Source organism: Parasphingorhabdus sp. (genome assembly GCF_039982415.1).
GTDB lineage: Bacteria > Pseudomonadota > Alphaproteobacteria > Sphingomonadales > Sphingomonadaceae > Parasphingorhabdus.
Genome location: NZ_JBDWYL010000007.1, coordinates 410,322 through 429,885, shown reverse-complemented (window position 1 = coordinate 429,885; position 19,564 = coordinate 410,322). Strand labels below are relative to the sequence as shown.

Below are 19,564 nucleotides of genomic sequence, written 5' to 3'. Positions count from 1 at the left end.
ATTTAATGCCAAAAAGGCCGATCTGGGATTGAAATGGGGAGGGTATTTTGAAGAGTTTTCATGCCGTTGAGGCGAAAAAAAGCGAATTGCGACCAGGTTCTATCCTGTCATCAGTCTCAGCCATTGCCCTATGTTGTGTGTCAACACAGCCCGCATTTGCTCAAGATGCAGATGCCGAGCAAGCCGATGATCAAGGTGATGAAATCATCGTCACTGGTATTCGGCAGAGCATTAAATCCTCTCAGGAAATAAAGCGTACTGCGGATACGTTTGTCGATTCTATTACGGCAGAAGATATCGGCCAGCTTCCCGATCGATCGGTCACCGAAACATTGCAGCGTATTCCCGGCATCTCAATTAGCCGGTTCGCCGCAGCAGACGATCCTGACCATTTTTCGGTTGAAGGGGCTGGCGTTGTTGTCCGCGGTCTGACTTTTGTCCGCTCCGAACTAAACGGCCGCGATACTTTTTCTGCCAATAACGGCCGTGCGCTTGGCTTTAATGATGTTTCTCCCGAATTGCTGGGGGCTGTAAATGTCTTCAAGCAGCAAACGGCCGATATGATCGAAGGTGGTCTTGCTGGGTCGGTGGATCTCAGAACGCGCAAGCCATTTGACAAGCGCGAACTGGTTCTATCCGGATCGATTGAGGGCAATTATGGTGACTTACGGAAAAAATGGTCACCCACTTATTCGATATTCGCGAGCAATGTCTGGAGCAGCGGCATTGGCGATATCGGGTTGATGTTAAACTATTCCCGCTCGGAACTCTTTTCGCGCAACAATGGTACCCAGATTACAGATTATACGTTCCGAGATGATCTGGATCCAACGCGCACCTTGTTGGTGCCGCGGGGTGCAGGTGTGCGTTCCCAGGACTTTGATCGCGAACGGCAATCCTATGGAGGCGCCCTGCAATGGGAAAGCAATGCCGGTGACGCCAAGGCAACATTTGAATTTTTGCGTGTCGAAGCGAAGCAGGCATGGACCGAGCGGACGTTTGAAACGGCGGCTGACCAATCCTTTACCACTCGGCCTGTACCGGGAACCAGCTTTGGTTTTGATGAAACTGGTCAGTTTACCGATGGCTTTCTTACCGACACGGCAGGTTGGCGTTCGGCGGCCAACTGTCCAGCAGGCCAATTTGACAATTGCGTTCCGCTCAATGGTTTCCAGCACACAGCCGCGCGGCGGTCTGTAGAGCAGGAGACTACCACACAGGATATTTCCCTAAATCTGGAATTTTATCCCACGGACCGGTTGTCATTTAATTTTGATGCGCAATATGTGAAGTCTACAACTGAAAATCTCGATTTCTCGATTTTTGGTAGTACATTTGCCAATGCAACAATTGATATTAATGCCGGCGGTATTCCCGACGTTCAATTTAGCGCGCCAACGCCAGATGGATCGGATATTGCAGATTATTTCTCGGATCCAACGCACAGCTATTACCGTGCGGCAATGGACCATCTCGAAGATAGTGAGGGCGACGAATTCGCATTTCGCGGTGATGTGGAATATGAATTTGATGATGACAGCTTCCTCCGTAAAATCAGCGCTGGTGGGCGATTCTCAACCCGCGAACAAACAACCCGTTTTTCGGTGTACAATTGGGGCGTGCTGAGTGAAATTTGGAACGGTTCAACTGGACCGGTATTCTTCAGTGATGTGACCGGCAGTCCGGTTGACAATTTCGCCTTTCCGAACTTTCAGCGTGGTGATGTGAGCCAACCGAGCGCAGCGCTCTATTATGGCGGTGATATCATCCAGGGCTATCGAGACGGCTCAACCATTACCGACTTGATTGCGATCAACAGTCAATGGACCAATCCCGGTTGGCGGCCATTGGCGCAACGCAGCAATGTGGTTGATGGCGGGCCATTTACCCAAGGTGAGATTAACGATACCCGCGAAGACACGTTTGCATCCTATTTGCGGCTTGATTTCGGCTCGGATGAGATATTTGGCGGTATGCGTTTAAACGGTAACATTGGGCTGCGCTACGTCAATACACAGTTCCAGACTCGCGGTTCGTTCGAAACGCCGACCGCGACCCAAGTGTTTAGCGGTGACTGCTCAATCCCTGTGCCCAATCCAGATGATTTCTGTCTCTTGTCACCGGATCGCCAAGCGTTGGCTTTGGCTTTTGCGGATGGTATTGCCATTCCGGATACGCAAAAAAGTTCCTTTACCAACTGGCTGCCCAGCTTGAATTTGAAATTGGGTGTGACCGATGAACTGATTTTCCGTTTCGGCGTCTCCAAAGGCATTAGCCGACCAGAATTGGGTCTGACCCGCAATTTCTTTGTTGCTCAGCAAAATATCACCAATTTGGTGGTCGGCGGCGGTGATCTTGTTAATGGTCCGCTATTCAAGGCCGATGTCGGCAACCCCAATTTGCGCCCGGTCGAGGCCGTCAACTGGGATTTATCAGCAGAATATTATTTCAATGACACAGGTTCGGTCACGGCATCCTTGTTCCTCAAGGATCTGAAAAATGTGATCACTTCGAGCAGCGAAATTGTTTCTGCAACCAACAGTTCAAATATCACGACCGATGTTCTGATATCTGGTCCGTTCAACAATGGTAGCGGAACGGTTAAAGGTTTTGAATTTGCCTATAACCAATTTTACGACTTCCTTCCCGGGCCTTTGTCTGGCCTTGGGTTCCAAGGAAATTATACCTTTATCGACTCCTCAAATATCCCCAATTCAAACTTGAATCCAACGGCGGTAAATGGGGTGCAACCAGCGCCAACGATCAACAATCTGCCGCTGCAGGGATTGTCCAAGCATAATTTCAATGCCGCATTGCTTTATGACAAATATGGGATTTCGGCGCGGGTCGCCTATAGTTGGCGATCGCGTTACTTGCTGACGACACGTGATGTGATTTTCCCATTCTCGCCCATTTGGCATGATTCAACCGGGCAATTAGATGCTTCGATTTTCTACACAATTAACGAAAATGTGAAAATCGGTGTTCAAACGGTGAACTTGTTGAACGAAACCACGGTAACCCGGGCGCAGGTTGATGCACCGGCCGGGTCTGGCTTTGGGGATCGCGTCTTAACGCCGCGCTCTTATTTCTCCAATGATCGCCGCTTTACTTTTATCGCCCGGTTCTCTTTTTAGAACGGGCCACAAACCCGCGCGAAACGTAAGGCTCCGCTCTACTCCCGAACGGACCTTGCGTTCGCGCTGGTCACCATATGGCATTAAGACTAGCGACTCATCCGACCAAAGGAGCAATTATGGCTGATACTCTATCCTCTAAGCCTAAGGATCGGAGCCAAAAGCCAACCGTTCTGACCGGTTCGATATTGGCTATAACGGCGACAGCCTTAATGGGTTGCGCCGTCAATGCGGAAACTACCGCGCCAGCAACACCGGCAACCAGCGCAGTCTCCAAGTCGACGATTAATCCCGAAAACTGGCCCAAAAGCCAATCGCCAATTGCGGTTAATCCGGTGATTGAACAGCGCATCACCGCATTGCTCTCGAAAATGTCGCTGGAAGAAAAAGTTGGTCAAATTATTCAGGCGGATATTGGCTCTGTGACGCCGGCGGATGTCAAAAAATATAAGCTGGGCTCTGTGCTCAATGGGGGGAACAGTGCCCCAGGGGGTGACAATCGGACCACGCCGCAAGCTTGGTTGGAACTGGCCGATGCGTTTTGGGAAGCATCGACCGATAATTCTGATGGCGGGTTGGCTATCCCAGTGTTGTGGGGAACCGATGCGGTTCATGGCCATAATAATATCATCGGGGCGACAATCTTCCCGCATAATATCGGGTTGGGCGCTGCCAATAATCCCGATCTTATGGAAGAAATTGGCCGAGTGACGGCAGAAGAAATTCGCATCACAGGACAAGATTGGACCTTCGCGCCGACCATTGCGGTGGTGCGTGATGACCGCTGGGGACGGACCTATGAAAGCTATTCCGAAGACCCTGAAATTGTCGCTCGCTTTGCCTCCCGGCTGGTTTCTGGAATTCAAGGCCGGCCCAGCGACAATGATTTTCTAACCGGTGGAAATCTGGTTGCAACGGTCAAACATTTTGTTGGTGATGGCGGCACTGTTGCGGGCAAGGATCAAGGGGATAATATTATGAGCGAGGCGGATCTGCGCGATCTGCAAGCCTCTGGTTACGTCCCTGCGATAGAAGCCGGGGTTCAGGTTGTGATGGCATCCTATAATAGCTGGCATGGTGAAAAAATGCATGGGTTTAAGCCCATGCTGACCGATGTCTTGCGTGGGCGCATGGGTTTTGACGGCTTTGTCGTTGGCGATTGGAATGGTCATGGCCAAGTTGCAGGCTGTACACCGACTAGCTGCGCGGCGTCGTTTAATGCCGGACTGGATATGTTCATGGCTCCCGATAGCTGGAAAAAATTATACGAAAATACTTTGGCGCAGGTCAAAGACGGCACGATTAGTATGGCTCGTTTGGATGAAGCGGTTGCTCGCATTCTCAGGGTCAAATTGCGCTCTGGCCTGTTTGAGGCTGGGCGACCATCGACACGCGTGCTGGCTGGAAAATGGGACCAACTCGGGTCGAAAGCCAATATGAACGTGGCTCAACAAGCGGTGAGAGAATCCTTGGTATTGCTCAAGAATGAAGGCAGTGTCCTACCCATTAAAGCCGGAGCCAATGTGCTGGTGACGGGCGATGGTGCCGACGATATTGGCAAGCAATCGGGTGGATGGACGCTCAGCTGGCAAGGGACGGGCAATGACAATAGCCATTTCCCCAAAGGCCAATCGATTTTTGCGGGGCTGGAAAAAGCCGTCGAAGCAACCGGGGGAAAAGCGACTTTGAGCGCTGATGGTTCGTATGCCAGCCGCCCTGATGTCGCGATCATCGTGTTCGGTGAAGATCCCTATGCTGAGTTTCAAGGGGATCGCCCACATGTTGATTTTGAACCAACCGGCCCGCTCACGCAGCTGAAAAAATATCAAGCCGAGAATATTCCTACCGTGGCGATATTTTTGTCGGGCCGACCGATGTGGGTCAATCCCGAACTTAACGCGTCAGATGCCTTTGTCGCTGCCTGGCTTCCAGGATCGGCCGGCCGCGGGGTCGCAGATATATTGGTGGCAAGATCCGATGGCAAACCCGCTTATGATTTTTCCGGAAAACTGAGCTTTTCTTGGCCGCGATCTTCTTATCAAACCGGTGTCAACAAAGGCGATCCAGACTATGACCCGCTTTTCGCTTATGGCTATGGCCTCAGCTATGCTCAGCCTGGAACTGTCGGTTCGTTAAGCGAAGCGGAAGATCTTGCCGGCGCGACCAAATCGGATATCACTTCCATTTTGATGGCCGGTGTCGCCCAATCGCCCTGGGTCATGGGCGTGACAGATTCCCGTGGCTATCGCGCCTTAGGAGATAGTCGCGGCAAATCTTTGGCGGAAACATTGAATATTGTCGCAACCGATCGCGCTGCCCAGGAAGATGTGCGGCGCTTGACTTGGTCGGGCGCGGCCGATTTTCTGCTCTCGACCAACCCGGTTGATATTTCGCGGCAAGCTAATGGCGATATGGCCGTTCAATTTGACTATCGTGTCGAACAGGCGCCTCAAACTGCGGTATTGTTGGGCGGTGGTTGCAAGTCCGATGAGCCGTGTGATGGTCTGATCAATGTCACGGACGCAATGAAAGCCGCGGCGGGCCGAGGTTGGCAAACCGGAAAAATTAAGTTGAGCTGCATGAGTGAAGCAGGCGCGGATATGAGTCGAATTACATCCCCATTTACATTGCGCAGCGCCGGTGCCTTCTCAATCTCCCTGTCCAAAATCACAATTGTGGAAAATAGCGGTGACGCGAGCTGTTCACTCTAGTGACGCAAAATATGTAGGCCGCTTTCTCCTTTGGATGTCAGCTTTTCTGCTGTCATCCTGCCAAGCGCCGATGGAAGAATGGAAAAAGCCGGAATCCATAACCTTGGGCTGCGCTGACTATCAATCGGTGGTACGGGATCAGGGGATTTTATATAATAATGTTTGGAACAAGGATGCGGCCGGGTCTTATCCGTGGCGGCAATGTCTAGAGCAAAAACCAGGAACCGACACAGTTACTTTGGGCTGGTCCTGGCACTGGCCCGACAAGGGTCGGCAGATTTTTGGCTATCCCCAAATCAAGAGAGGCTCGTCTCCTTGGGATCCGATCCCAAAAATAGACGACCAGTTTCCGATTCCAATAGCGCGATTGAAATCGATGACCATCGCTCATGACCTGACCATTGCCGCACGCGGACAGCATAATGTCGCCACCAGTCTATGGCTGACGCGAACGCCTGCCATTGGAACCAAACCCGATCCGACGATCATCGCTGCCGAAGTCATGGTTTGGACCTATGCAACGGATGGTCATATAGACCCGGCGGGCAAAAAAATCGGAACAATCTGGCATGCCCAACAGCGATGGTCAGTATGGCTTGATGAGAATTGGACCGATGCCTCGGGCCAAAATGACAATCACTGGATTTACATCACCTTTCAAGCGGAGCGTTCATCCTTGTCCAGTCGTTTCGATATTGCGGCTATGTTGAGAGATGATCTGCTATCAACGCTAGAAATCGAAAATGGTTATATTGCGGACGTGGAGCTCGGCACCGAAATCATGCGTGGTCAGGGTTTGGCCTGGGTGGACAATTTCACCGTCGATATCATCGAAAGTCAATAAACCGATCCCGAAATTTCAATGCTGTGCGATGAGCGCGATCTATTTGACCAATTGGGTCACCACATTTTCCAGCCATTCTTGACGCCCCGATACAGGAGCAGGGGCCTGATTCTTGGCGACAGCGAAATCCGCGATTTCATCCAGATTGACTTGTCCATTGAGCATTTTGGCACCGATGCCCTTGTCCCATCCGGCATAGCGCTGCCGCTTAAATTGGTCGATCCGACCATCATTGATCATGGCTTCGGCATTTAGCAGAGCCCGGGCGATCAAATCGACTGCACCAATATGAGATTGAGCAATATCTTCCGCACTGATGCTTTGGCGGCGGACCTTGGCATCAAAATTCAATCCGCCATTTTTCATCCCGCCCGCGGCCAGGATCGATTTCATCATCAGGGTAATTTCTCTCAAGTCATTGGGAAATTGGTCTGTATCCCAGCCATTTTGAGGATCCCCGCGATTGAGATCGAGCGATCCAAATATATCGAGCGCAAAGGCCATATCGACTTCATGTTCAAAACTTAACCCAGCTAATGTGGCGTGATTGGCTTCGATATTGACCCGCACTTCTTTTTCAAGACCATAGCGTTGTAAAAATGCATGGACGGTTTGCACCGTGCTGTCATATTGATGCTTGGTCGGTTCATGCGGTTTCGGTTCAATCAGTATATCCCCGGTAAATCCGATCTTATGCTTATGTTCGACCACCAATGTCAGAAATTTGCCGAGTTGATCGAGCTCTTGACCGATATTGGTGTTAAGAATTGTGTCATAGCCTTCGCGGCCGCCCCATAAAACATAGTTGGAACCGCCAAGCCGGTGGGTGGCATTTAAGGCTTCGCGAACTTGCAATCCCGCAAAAGCGGCTATTTCTGGATCTGGATTGGTTGATGCCCCAGCCATATAGCGAGGGTGAGAAAAATTATTCGCGGTGCCCCACAGTAATTTCCGTCCCGAATTCGCCATGAGTGTTTCGAGATGATCGACGGCTTCGTGCATATGGCCGATATGGTCTTGCGCTGTTTCTGCGGGTGCCATGACGTCGACATCGTGAAAACTGTAGAAGGGCAAATCGAGCCGTTGGAACAAATCAAAGGCCGCTTCACGCTTGGCCACTGCTGCGGTGCGAGGATCATCAATTTGATGCCAGGGTCGGTTAAATCCACCAGCGCCGAAAACATCCGAACCATCCCAACAAAAGGTATGCCAAAAACATACCGACAGCCGGAGCTGTTCCTCCATGGTCTTGCCCATGACCATCTGATTTTTGTCATAATAGCGATAGGCGAAATCATTATCGCTGTCTGGACCTTCATAGCGAGCCTGTGGCAATGATTGGAAATAGGCGCTTGATGCAGCGAGATGATCGGCCATTGAAATTACTCCTTATCCCTGACGGGTATTATTATATAAATCTTTGAAAATTTTACGCTTTTCTGAAAGCGGTTTGACCAGTTGGGGGTCCGGTACAATGGTTTCAACAATCTCCGGCGCGGCCAATATTAAGGCCGTATTTTCACCTTCCATCATGATCCGAGCCAATCGCGCAGCACCAAAGGCCGCGCCCCGATCCGCACCTTCACGGTAAACTAAAGGCTTGTTGATAGCGGCGGCTAATAATCGCCCCCAATAATGCGATCGCGCGCCGCCTCCAATAACATTGAGTTGCTTTATCTCGTTGCCGCAGGCGGCAATCGCATCTGCGCCATCGGCATAAGCCAAGGCCACGCCTTCCAATGCGGCTTGCCCAAGGGCGGTCGGATCCGTTTCGTGCGTCAGCCCGAAAAATATGCCGGTTGCATGCGGGTCGTTATGCGGTGTGCGCTCGCCCGATAAATAGGGCAGGAAAATTTCGCTTTGTGTCAATTGGCCGCGCTTTTCCACCGCGGTAAAAAGCGATGGCGTGTCAGCAAAGCCGGTGGTTGCAGCGACCCAATCCACGGCGCTGGCCGCGCTAAGCATCACGGACATTTGATGCCACAATCCCGGCAAGGCATGGCAAAAAGTGTGGACCCCGCCCGCCGGATTGGGGCGATATTGATCATCAACATGGAAAATGACGCCGGATGTGCCGATGGAAAGCATGGTGTCGCCTGGGCGCGCTACACCAGATCCGACGGCTCCGGCTGCATTGTCTCCACCGCCTGCGGCAATAGGCACTTGCGCCATGTTCCAGCGCGCAGCGAACGCAGCGGATAAATGGCCGCTATTATCGGGTCCTTCCGCCAAAGCCGGCATGTGCGATAGAGTCAAACCTGTTGCCTCGAGCATATCTAGCGACCATTGCCGTTGCTCCGTGTCCAGCCACAATGTCCCAGCAGCGTCAGACATATCGGAAACCATAGCGCCTGAAAGCTTGAACCGCAGCCAGTCTTTCGGGAGCAATATCTTGGCAATGCGATCAAAAATTGCAGGTTCTTTTTCACGCACCCATTGGATTTTTGGCGCAGTAAATCCCGGCATGGCGCGATTGCCAGTCAGGCGTGCTAATGTAGGAACTGTATTTTCTAATGTCTTGCATTGCGAAAAGCTTCGACCGTCATTCCACAATATCGCTGGACGCAACAGCTGATTTTGCGCATCGAGCAGAACCGCTCCATGCATTTGTCCGGCTAATCCCATGGCTGAAACATCGTTGCGCAGGTCAGCGGGAAGTTGGGTCACAGCCGAATCTACTGCTGCCATCCAATCTTCCGGATTCTGTTCGCTATGCAAAGGAAGGGGGCGTTGGACGGTCAGGTCAGCATGCGCAGTGGCCAAAACATTATCGGCCTGATCCATAATCAGCGCTTTGACACCAGACGTGCCAAGGTCGATACCCAGATAAGAGGGCCGTGTCATAGAGACCGAAATCCCTGAATATCCAAGCTTTTCAACCGGATTGGTAAGCCTTTAAACCGCTGGTGCCGGTGCCATATATTCCAATCTCTTGCCACGTTCAGACTCGCCTATATTGATGTTTTTATTTCTTTCTGCCTTTTAAGACGGGAATTGAATAATGACAACCTTGTCAAAACCTTGTTCTTGTGCCAATTTGATTCTAAGCAAGAGACAAAGGATGAACGGCGTTCGCCGAAAGGGATGAGGTTTGGATAATAGGACGAGCGAGGGGCCGCCGCAGCGCGCGACGATGATCGATGTTGCGAAGGATGCAGGCGTTTCTTTCAAAACCGTATCACGCGTGCTCAATGGCGAGAGCAATGTCCGCGCCGAAACGCGTCAGCTGGTGATGAATGCCGCTGAGCGGTTGAACTATACCTTAAACGTTGCCGCGCGAAGCTTACGGGTTGGCGGTCCACAGATTATCGCCCTGCTGGTACAAAACCCGAGCCGCAGTTATATTGAAAGCGTCCACCTTGGCGCTCTTCAACGCTGTCACAAGACCGGCATGCATCTGATCATGGAAGAATGTGAAGATGGGTTAGCTGAAATCGAAGCTATGATAGACAATACGTCGCCCGTGGGTGTCGTGGTGACGCCGCCACTATGTGATGATCCCGAGCTTATTAAAATGCTCGACAGGAAAAAAATCCGCTATGTTTTGATCGCTCCGCGCGAGCCCAGTGCAGCGCAAGCCTCGATTAATATTAATGACGATAGCGCCGCACAGGAAATGACCGAGCATCTCCTGTCGCTTGGCCATAAACGGATTGGATTTATCAAAGGCCATCCCGACCATAGCGTGTCGGCCAAGCGCTATTCAGGCTATGCCAAGGCTATGGCCGCTGCCGATATTTCGATTGATCCTGAACTTGTCCAGCAAGGAGAATTTTCTTGGGCTTCGGGATTGGCCTGTGCAGAAAATCTGCTGGACTTGCCTAATCCGCCCAGTGCGGTTTTCGCCAGCAATGACGACATGGCCGCGGCTGTGATTGCAGCGGCTTACCGGCGGAACATCCATGTTCCCAATGATCTGTCCGTTGTGGGATTTGATAATACGCAAGTCGCCGCCGTTATCAGTCCGCAACTGACCACGGTGAATCAACCGATTGCTGATCTGGTATCCGAGGCGGTGGGATTGCTAACCGATCAAACATTTCAATCCGGAGATCGGTCGCAACCGATATTTCTTGATCACCATCTCGTGAAGCGAGAGTCCGCCGGGCCTACCAACGCCAAAATATCTGCTTGAATACACACTGTTAGAAAAATAACTGGCAACATATAAAGACTGAAGTCAACGTTGTCTTTGACCGAGAAGGGGAGGATTATCCATGCCAATGCATGAAAATGAACCAGCCAATGTGGAGCAAACCAATCTCAGCTTCATCACACTGATTGTATCGATTGCCACAATTGGCGGATTTTTATTTGGCTATGACAGCGGGGTGATTAACGGGACGGTTGATGGTCTCAAGGCAGCGTTTAATTCGGACAGCGTCGGTACCGGATTTAACGTCGCTTCGATGTTGCTCGGCTGCGCCGCGGGTGCTTTTGCCGCCGGGAAATTGTCGGATATGTTTGGCCGCCGTAATCTCCTTTTGGTGGCCGCGCTTTTCTTCATCATCAGTGCCTTTGGTTCGGGCATTGCCGGAAGCTCCATGGAATTTGTGATATATCGTATTCTTGGCGGTCTTGCGGTTGGGGCCGCAAGCGTAACCGCGCCTGCTTATGTCAGCGAAGTGACACCCGCTTCCATGCGCGGACGTTTGTCGAGTATACAGCAAATCATGATCATCATCGGGCTGACGGCGGCTTTCTTGTCCAATTACCTATTGGCGGCGTCGGCAGGGGCATCGACCAATGTGTTTTGGTGGGGATATGAAGCATGGCGTTGGATGTTCTGGATTGAAATTATTCCTGCAACAATTTTCCTGCTGGCGCTTCTGGCTATTCCCGAAAGCCCTCGATTTCTGGTGGTAAAGGGGCGTGATAGCCAGGCAGAAAATGTGCTGACGCGTTTGTTCGGTGGCGATGCTGCTGCGATAAAGGTGAAGGAAATCCGGGAGTCATTGACCGAGGATCATGCACCAAAATTTGCCGATCTGGTTGACAAGACCAGCGGCAAGATTCGCACGATCGTGTGGGTCGGGATCGGGCTTGCAACATTTCAACAATTGGTTGGGATCAATATCGTCTTCTACTATGGCGCGGTGCTTTGGCAGGCCGTAGGTTTCAGCGAAAATGATGCATTATTGATTAATATTTTAAGCGGGTCTTTATCGATTATTGCCTGTCTTGCTGCAATTGCATTAATCGATAAAATTGGCCGCAAGCCGCTATTGATCATTGGTTCTGCCGGTATGGCAGTCACGCTCGGGATTATGGCGATCGCCTTTTCCAGCGGGTCGATTGTGGATGGTCAATTAGAATTATCCGACAATGCGGGCACGATCGCTTTGATAAGCGCTAATGCCTATGCGGCTTTGTTTAACTTTAGCTGGGGCCCGGTCATGTGGGTGATGCTGGGCGAGATGTTCCCCAATCAGATACGCGGATCCGGTCTAGCGGTCAGCGGATTGGCGCAATGGCTGTCCAATTTCGCAATTACCATGGCTTTCCCGATCATGCTGGTTAGCATTGGTTTGGCTGGCGCCTATGGCTTCTACGCCATTTGTGCCGCCGTCTCCGTCCTTTTTGTTTACAAGATGGTCAAGGAAACCCGCGGCAAGGAACTGGAAGAAATGGAAGGCTGAACAGATTGATCGGGCGGGCTGTGGCCGTATAGTCGATCACAGCCCCATCGGCGGACCGCTATTTCTATCCCGTTTCGTGGATCATCAGACAACGTTGACACCATATTGTTGCGGAGTAAAAGAATGGCTAGTGTGTGTTGCGTAAGACGGTCGCTTTTGGAGTGAATATCTAATCATTATGCGCTATTTTTTACCCCAACGGATGACGGAGCAGACATGAACGCCTTCTCATCCAATACATTGCTCTTGTTCGGTGCAACCGGAGATCTGGCCCGGCGTATGCTGTTGCCGTCGCTATACGCCTTGCATGTCGATGGCTTGATTGCCGAAGATTTGCGCATATTCGGAACGGCGCGCAGCGGATTGAGTGACGACGAATATCGTCAGATGATCGGAGAGGCCTTAGCCGAATTTCTACCGGAAGAACGCAAAGATCCAGCGGCTATTGAGCAGTTTCTCAAGCGGCTATATTATCAATCGCTGGATGCATCTACCATCGCAGGCTTTGCTGATTTGGCGGCGAAGTTGGGCGATATTTCAGCTGGCCTTTCGATTTTTCTGTCGACCGCTCCCTTTCTGTTCGAACCAACAATCAAAGGATTGCAATCGGCCGGATTGGCCGGAGATAATGTCCGCATTGGTCTCGAAAAGCCGTTGGGCAATGACTTTGCCTCTTCGACCGAAATCAACAAAGCGGTCGCTGCTGCTTTTCCTGAAGATCGCATCTTTCGTATCGATCATTATCTCGGCAAGGAAACGGTTCAAAATATTTTGGCGTTGCGCTTTGCCAATATGATGTTTGAGCCGCTTTGGAATGCCGGCGGCATCGATCACGTGCAAATCACTGTTTCCGAAACTGTCGGCCTTGAAGGGCGGCACGGATTTTATGACGATACGGGCGCTTTGCGCGATATGGTGCAAAATCATATGCTGCAGCTCTTGGCGATCACAGCGATGGAACCCCCAGCCAGTTATGATGCTACGGCGATCCGCGATGAGAAAGTGAAGGTCTTGCGATCTTTACGGACTTTGGATCCGAGTGAAGTGGTCACCGGTCAATATGACGCCGGCGCTGTTAAAGGCGAAGCCGTTCCTAGCTATGCGCAGGATCTGGGCGACAATTCGACCACTGAAACCTTTGTCGCATTAAAAGCCCATGTAGACAATTGGCGTTGGCAAGGCGTGCCCTTTTATTTGCGCACTGGAAAACGGTTAGCTGAACGGCGCAGCGAAGTGGTTATTCAATTTAAGGACGTCCCTCATAGTATTTTCGGAGACCGGTCGAGCAAACCGATTGCCAACCGATTGGTTATTCGGTTGCAACCAGAAGAATATGTCCGCCTACAAGTCATGGCCAAAGAGCCCGGATTGGATCGTGATGGCATTATCCTGCGGGAAGTGCCGCTCGACCTCTCCTTAACGCAGGCCTTTGCCAGCGCGCGCCGCCGCATTGCTTATGAACGATTGTTGCTTGATCTTATTGAAGGCGACCAAACCTTATTTGTGCGCCGAGATGAAGTGGAAGCGCAATGGTCCTGGATTGATGCGATAAGACAGATTTGGCAGGATCATGCGGTCGCACCCAAAAGCTATGGCGCAGGAAGCTGGGGACCATCATCCGCTATCGCTCTGACAGAACGGGACGGAGTGACATGGCATGAATGATCATTTCTCATCGCCCGCCGTGGGTTGGGCAGAGCATGCTGATGCGGCTGCTGTTGCCCGTTTTATAGCCGATGCTGTCACCGCGAAGGGCGCTCGTAATCTGGTGGTACCGGGCGGTAATACCCCTTTGGCTATATTCGATATTTTGTCGGGCATGGATCTTCCGTGGGATGAGATGTCATTAATGCTCACAGATGATCGACAGGTTTCTACCGATCATCCGGCCAGCAATTTTGGAAAATTGTCTCAGGCGTTTGCCAACAAACCGGTTAAGATCACGAGACTGGTTGACCACATGGATGTGCCAAAATCCGATATTGTGTGGATTGGCATGGGTGCGGATGGCCATATTGCGTCGCTATTTCCGCGGATGAAAGAGGGTGAGCATATTGATGAAAACAGCCCAAAAATTGTTTCGACACAGCCAGATCCTTTGCCGCCAGAAGCACCCTTTGCGCGGTTGAGTTTCAATCAAACCGCGCTGATCAATACGGACGCGATCATGATCGTGGCCCGCGGCAGTGATAAAAAAACCATATTGGAAGAAGCGGTGAAGGGCGCGCATGATTTGCCGATCGCAAAGCTGATCGCAGCCGCATCCTGTCCGATAACAATATTCTGGAGCGAGTCATAAGTCTGCACCCCATCTTGAACGCCGTCACGGAACGGATTATCGACCGCAGCAAAGAGACGCGGGCGAACTATCTCGCATTAGTTGCGCGAGAAGGGGACAAGGGCGTGCATCGCCCTAATTTGTCCTGTGGGAATCTGGCGCATGGATTTGCTGCCAGCGGCGACGACAAACCAGCTATTCGATCCGGCGCTGCAATGAACATGGCGATCGTGACCGCCTATAATGACATGTTGTCGGCGCATCAGCCTTATGCCCGCTATCCCGAACAAATAAAAATATTTGCCCGCGAAGTTGGCGCGACGGCCCAAGTTGCTGGCGGTGTTCCGGCCATGTGTGACGGTGTTACCCAAGGGCAATTGGGCATGGAATTGAGCCTGTTCAGCCGTGACAATATCGCAATGGGAACAACCATTGGACTCAGTCATGGCATGTTCGAAGGCTCGCTGTTGCTGGGAATTTGCGACAAGATTGTTCCCGGCTTGCTGATCGGAGCCCTGCGTTTTGGTCATTTGCCTGCGATTTTGGTTCCCGCAGGTCCGATGCCATCCGGTCTAGCGAACAAAGAGAAACAGCGCGTTCGCCAGCTTTTTGCAGAAGGCAAAGCGACGAAAGATGAATTGCTCGAGGCGGAAGCTGCAAGCTATCATGGCGCGGGGACGTGTACGTTTTATGGTACGGCCAATTCCAATCAGATGATGATGGAAATTATGGGCCTGCATGTGCCCGGATCGGCCTTTATCAACCCGGGCACGAAATTGCGCCAAGAATTGACCAGAGCTGCCGTTCATCAGCTCAGCGCAATTGGCAAAGCGGGAAATGACTATCGTCCTCTGGGTCATTGTATTGATGAAAAAGCAATTGTGAATGCTGCGATCGGATTATTGGCGACCGGGGGTTCAACCAATCATCTGATTCATTTGCCTGCCATTGCTCGCGCGGCTGGAATTATAATTGGGTGGGAAGATTTCGATGCCTTGTCTGCCGTGACACCGTTGGTCACGCGAATCTATCCTAATGGATCTGCTGATGTGAACCATTTCCATGCCGCCGGAGGATTGGCCTTTGTTATTCGAGAGCTTCTCGATGCTGGTCTTTTACACCGTGATATTATGACGGTAGCTGGAAATAATATGGATGACTATGCGCGGGAACCGGCCCTTGAAGGAGATAAAATCAACTGGACGGCGGCGCCAAGCGAAAGCCGTAATACGGATATATTACGGCCTGTTGCAGATCCCTTCTCGCTGGATGGAGGCATGCGGCTATTAACCGGAAATCTGGGCCGAGCGGCCATTAAAACCAGCGCCGTCGATCCGTCCCGACTGACTGTCGAGGCGCCTGTTCGCGTGTTTTCCGATCAAAATGATGTCAAAATCGCTTTTGATGCCGGAGAATTGGATCGCGATGTGATTATCGTTGTTCGGTTCCAAGGTCCGCGGGCCAATGGCATGCCAGAGCTACACAAGTTAACACCATCTATGGGTGTCCTCCAGGATCGCGGATATGCCGTAGCATTGCTGACCGATGGCCGCATGTCGGGAGCCAGCGGCAAAGTTCCTGCGGCCATTCATTGTTGGCCTGAAGCAAAAGATGGCGGTCCGTTAGCAAAACTGCGTGACGGTGACCTGGTCCGGATTTGCGCAAAGACCGGAAAGTTAACAGTGCTGATTGACGAAGCAGAATGGCAGGATCGCCCACTCGCTGAAGTTCCCCAGGAAAATGCAGGAACCGGCAGGGAGCTGTTCGCGCTCATGCGCAATTTGTCCGACAATGCGGAAGCGGGTGCTTCTGCTATGCTCAATCAGGCGGGGTTGTAAAATTGACTCAGGAAATCGTGACAGCTGATATTGGCGGCACCCATGCCCGCTTTGCCATTGCCCAAGTGGATGGCAATCACGTCGCGCAGTTGACGGACCAAGTGGTAATGAAAAGCGCTGATCATGCTAGCCTGCAGACCGCATGGGAATTTTATGCAGATCAAATTGGGCGGATATTGCCTAAAAATGGCGCGATTGCTGTCGCGGGTCCAGTGGGCGGGGAGCTTTTGCGCTTTACCAATAATCCTTGGATTGTTCGGCCGCATGCCATTCCGTCCAAACTCGGTCTGGATCGCTTCACTTTGATCAACGATTTTGGAGCGGTTGCTCATGCTGTTGCGCAATTGAACGGCGAAAATCTTGTCCATTGCTGCGGCCCGGACAAGCCATTGCCCCAAACAGGACCCATTTCAATATTTGGTCCCGGTACGGGGCTTGGTGCCGTGCAATTGTTGCGCACCGCTGACACATATCATGTCATTGAAACAGAAGGTGGACATACAGATTTTGCGCCTTTGGACAGTATTGAAGACAAAATTTTGCAGTCGTTGCGAAAAAAATATCGGCGCGTTTCCGTCGAGCGGATTGTCTCCGGTCCCGGTCTTGTGGCCATTCACGAAATTCTGTCCGACCTTGAAGGCCGCGCTGCTGCGCCGGTTGATGATCGCACCCTTTGGGATCTGGCTCTTGAAGGCCAAGACAGTTTAGCCAGTGCTGCGCTTGATCGCTTTTGCCTGAGTTTGGGTGCGGTTGCGGGAGATTTGGCCTTGGCACAAGGCGCGAAGGCTGTGGTGATTGGCGGCGGGCTGGGCGCGCGGATCGCAGACTTCTTACCGCAATCGGGCTTTTGTCAGCGGTTTATTGCCAAGGGACGGTTTGAAACGGTGATGCAAAATATCCCAGTTAAACTACTCAGCCACCCGCAGCCCGGCCTTTTTGGTGCGGCTTCGGCCTTTTTGCAGGAACATGATTTGTAACTGCAGGATCGGATAGAAATCCTCGATGAATTGCCTATTTCTCAACCACAGAACATGCAATTTCCGTGGTCCAACTTTCCCCCGGTTCGAGAGTTTTTAAACCACCGCGGTTTACTGCATCGGTCAAATGACTGACCGGTTCTATACAGAAAAAATCGGTTTCTGGCGGCGTAAAAATATGGGTGAGCGGCAGGTCAGCATCAGTTTCTATACAAAGTTCATGCGTCGGCCAGTCTATCGTCAAGGCGCAATTGCGGCCCGTGAAAATAGTATCAACCGGGCTTTGCTCAGCCAAAGGAAAAGGGCCATTTCTGGCAATCCAGCGGGTTGGTAAACCATCTGGCGAACCATCCCAATATCCATCAAAATTGTTTAACAAGCGGGCATTTTCTTTTGGGAAATAGGGATGAAAACCGCAGCCGGCTGGCATATTGCTATCACTTAAATTGGTGATGGTAAGTTTGTGGACATAGCCTTGGCTTAACAACCGAATATCCTGATCACAGCGATAGTCCCAAGGCCAGGAATCTGCCTTATGACTATATGATAACTGCGCTCGTTCAGAATTTTGTGAGGCCACATCCCAACCGGTCAAATAGCCATGTCCATGAATGGCGTGATGGGTTGATGCGCTGGGATTGTTCGGTGCCATGACAATCAGCTTTTTCTCAAAGAAAAACCGGCCGTTGGCAATGCGATTGGAAAATGGGATCATGACAAAATTGGCCAACCCAAAAGGGCTGAGGTCATCCGCTCTTGCAGGTAGAAAAATAGCGGTATTCCGCCAATCAAACCGCAGGATGCCGCCACCGCGGGCTGGATCAATATCAACCGCTATGTCATCATTGCGAAGAGAAATCATGGCCATGGATGATAGGCGCTAATCTGCAGCGCGAACAGTCTATAATAGCCTTTTTGTCAATCTTATTCGCACCGGTCGACACGTAAAGCGCCGGCATTAGCAGGGAATTTTTATCATCCGTAGAAAACCGGGTTTTTGCAAATTTTCGAAAATTATTCACGCAATTGCCAAATCGCAAAAAGTGAAAAATCGAATCGACCTAATAAAGGGTTGTCGCATGAAGCGGCAATAACAGGGCCTCTTAACCCCCTTCCTTGTTTTGCAGGGAAAGAGAAGATGCCTTAGACCCTAAGGAGAAATACGATGAAAATGACAAAAGTAATGGCGGCGTCTGCTGCGGTGGTTGCTTTGGCTGTTGGCGCTCCCGCCATCGCTCAGCAAAATCAAAATAACGACGTGACCGACACCGATAACGGTGCCGTGGTGGTTAATGACCTGCTGGATGTATATTTGGCAGCTGATGCGAGCACGACAAATACGCTCGATGACATTAACAGCGACAACAATAACAATAATGACCTTGTTATTGCGACACAAACACTGACGGCAACCAACACCAACTCCTTGATGGACGAACTTGTCGATCTAGATGGTGAAGACGGCGAACCGGCTCCAGTGGGCTATAATAGCGGCGACAACTATGTTCGCGGCAATGCTTTCGCAGCCTTTGCTGGTATCCTGAACCAGTCTTGGAACACCGGTATCAACTCCAATGCTCAATCTGCAACCAATATTGCAGCACAGGGCACGATCAATTTCGGCGACGGTGCAGCGGCAGCAGCTGATGGCGCTGGTGGCGGCGGCGATTAATCGCTCACCATTTGCTCGATAAGGGCGGGCCGATTTCAGCCGATGAAACCGGCCCCTCCGCCCCCAAATGCCCGCACTACAACCGGGAGAAAAATGATGAAAAACCATTGCAGACTTTTCTTGATTGCACCACTGGCTTTGATCGCATCGCAGACGTATGCGCAGGCTTCAGACCCTAGTGCCGCACCCAAGACACCCGCAGCAACACCGCAACAATCCGCATCCCCGCTGCTGTCGCTCGATGAGCTCAAACAGCTGCGTGGCGGTGCGCAAGTCGCTATCAACGAACAGACATTTAACGCGGCCAATAGCGGCAATATAATCGACGGCGATTATACGGCTGGAGATGTTACGCTTTCCGACAATTCTCTTTCCAGTTTCAACGGTTTGGGAAATATTGTCATCAATACCGGCGCACAATCGGCGCTCCAGGCTGGCCTGGGCGTAACGATCAATGTGATCGATTAA

At 51.4% G+C, this 19,564-nt stretch carries 14 protein-coding genes; 11 read left to right on the top strand and 3 right to left on the bottom strand.

The features are described from left to right. Window positions 1-47: 47 nt before the first annotated feature. The 3 genes from ABJU74_RS11850 (at window position 48) to ABJU74_RS11840 (ending at window position 6,692) form a co-directional block, all read left to right on the top strand. The gene (locus ABJU74_RS11850) at window positions 48-3,137 is read left to right on the top strand and encodes a TonB-dependent receptor (protein ID WP_348384422.1); all 3,090 of its coding nucleotides are present in this window, start codon (window positions 48-50) and stop codon (window positions 3,135-3,137) included. Between the two features lie 119 nt (window positions 3,138-3,256). Beyond that, window positions 3,257-5,848, top strand: coding sequence for an exo 1,3/1,4-beta-D-glucan glucohydrolase (locus ABJU74_RS11845; protein ID WP_348384421.1), 2,592 nt, complete (start codon window positions 3,257-3,259; stop codon window positions 5,846-5,848). A 34-nt stretch (window positions 5,849-5,882) separates the two neighbouring features. Then, a complete protein-coding gene (locus ABJU74_RS11840; RefSeq protein ID WP_348384420.1) occupies window positions 5,883-6,692 on the top strand; it encodes a hypothetical protein in 810 nt (269 codons plus the stop codon). Between the two features lie 39 nt (window positions 6,693-6,731). Here ABJU74_RS11840 and xylA read toward each other — a convergent pair whose 3' ends face one another. Both xylA and xylB read right to left on the bottom strand, forming a co-directional pair. Next, window positions 6,732-8,069 carry a xylose isomerase gene (gene xylA / locus ABJU74_RS11835; protein ID WP_348384419.1) on the bottom strand — a complete coding sequence of 446 codons (1,338 nt, stop codon included), beginning with the start codon at window positions 8,067-8,069 and terminating at the stop codon, window positions 6,732-6,734. A gap of 12 nt (window positions 8,070-8,081) precedes the next feature. Continuing rightward, a complete protein-coding gene (gene xylB / locus ABJU74_RS11830; protein WP_348384418.1) occupies window positions 8,082-9,536 on the bottom strand; it encodes a xylulokinase in 1,455 nt (484 codons plus the stop codon). A gap of 247 nt (window positions 9,537-9,783) precedes the next feature. On the opposite strand from xylB, the gene ABJU74_RS11825 reads away from it, so the two are divergent. The 6 genes from ABJU74_RS11825 (at window position 9,784) to glk (ending at window position 17,424) form a co-directional block, all read left to right on the top strand. Continuing rightward, entirely contained in the window at window positions 9,784-10,827 is a 1,044-nt protein-coding gene (locus ABJU74_RS11825) for a LacI family DNA-binding transcriptional regulator (protein WP_348384417.1), read from the top strand. 88 nt (window positions 10,828-10,915) lie between these two features. After that, window positions 10,916-12,331 carry a sugar porter family MFS transporter gene (locus ABJU74_RS11820; protein WP_348384565.1) on the top strand — a complete coding sequence of 472 codons (1,416 nt, stop codon included), beginning with the start codon at window positions 10,916-10,918 and terminating at the stop codon, window positions 12,329-12,331. Window positions 12,332-12,547: 216 nt separating this feature from the next. After that, complete coding sequence (zwf, locus tag ABJU74_RS11815) at window positions 12,548-13,996, top strand: glucose-6-phosphate dehydrogenase (protein WP_348384416.1); 1,449 nt, start codon at window positions 12,548-12,550, stop codon at window positions 13,994-13,996. Further along, window positions 13,989-14,630 carry a 6-phosphogluconolactonase gene (locus tag ABJU74_RS11810; RefSeq protein ID WP_348384415.1) on the top strand — a complete coding sequence of 214 codons (642 nt, stop codon included), beginning with the start codon at window positions 13,989-13,991 and terminating at the stop codon, window positions 14,628-14,630. The genes zwf and ABJU74_RS11810 overlap by 8 nt, the downstream gene beginning before the upstream one ends. Further along, on the top strand, window positions 14,627-16,447 hold the full coding sequence (gene edd, locus ABJU74_RS11805; protein ID WP_348384564.1) for a phosphogluconate dehydratase: 1,821 nt from the start codon (window positions 14,627-14,629) through the stop codon (window positions 16,445-16,447). The genes ABJU74_RS11810 and edd overlap by 4 nt, the downstream gene beginning before the upstream one ends. A 2-nt stretch (window positions 16,448-16,449) precedes the next feature. After that, entirely contained in the window at window positions 16,450-17,424 is a 975-nt protein-coding gene (glk, locus tag ABJU74_RS11800) for a glucokinase (RefSeq protein WP_348384414.1), read from the top strand. A 34-nt stretch (window positions 17,425-17,458) separates the two neighbouring features. Here glk and ABJU74_RS11795 read toward each other — a convergent pair whose 3' ends face one another. Continuing rightward, window positions 17,459-18,292 (bottom strand): aldose 1-epimerase, encoded by an 834-nt coding sequence (locus ABJU74_RS11795; protein WP_348384413.1) that lies wholly within the window; start codon window positions 18,290-18,292, stop codon window positions 17,459-17,461. A gap of 297 nt (window positions 18,293-18,589) precedes the next feature. Here ABJU74_RS11795 and ABJU74_RS11790 point away from each other — a divergent pair, with 297 nt between their 5' ends. Beyond that, complete coding sequence (locus ABJU74_RS11790) at window positions 18,590-19,096, top strand: hypothetical protein (RefSeq protein WP_348384412.1); 507 nt, start codon at window positions 18,590-18,592, stop codon at window positions 19,094-19,096. Window positions 19,097-19,189: 93 nt separating this feature from the next. Continuing rightward, window positions 19,190-19,564 (top strand): hypothetical protein, encoded by a 375-nt coding sequence (locus ABJU74_RS11785; protein ID WP_348384411.1) that lies wholly within the window; start codon window positions 19,190-19,192, stop codon window positions 19,562-19,564.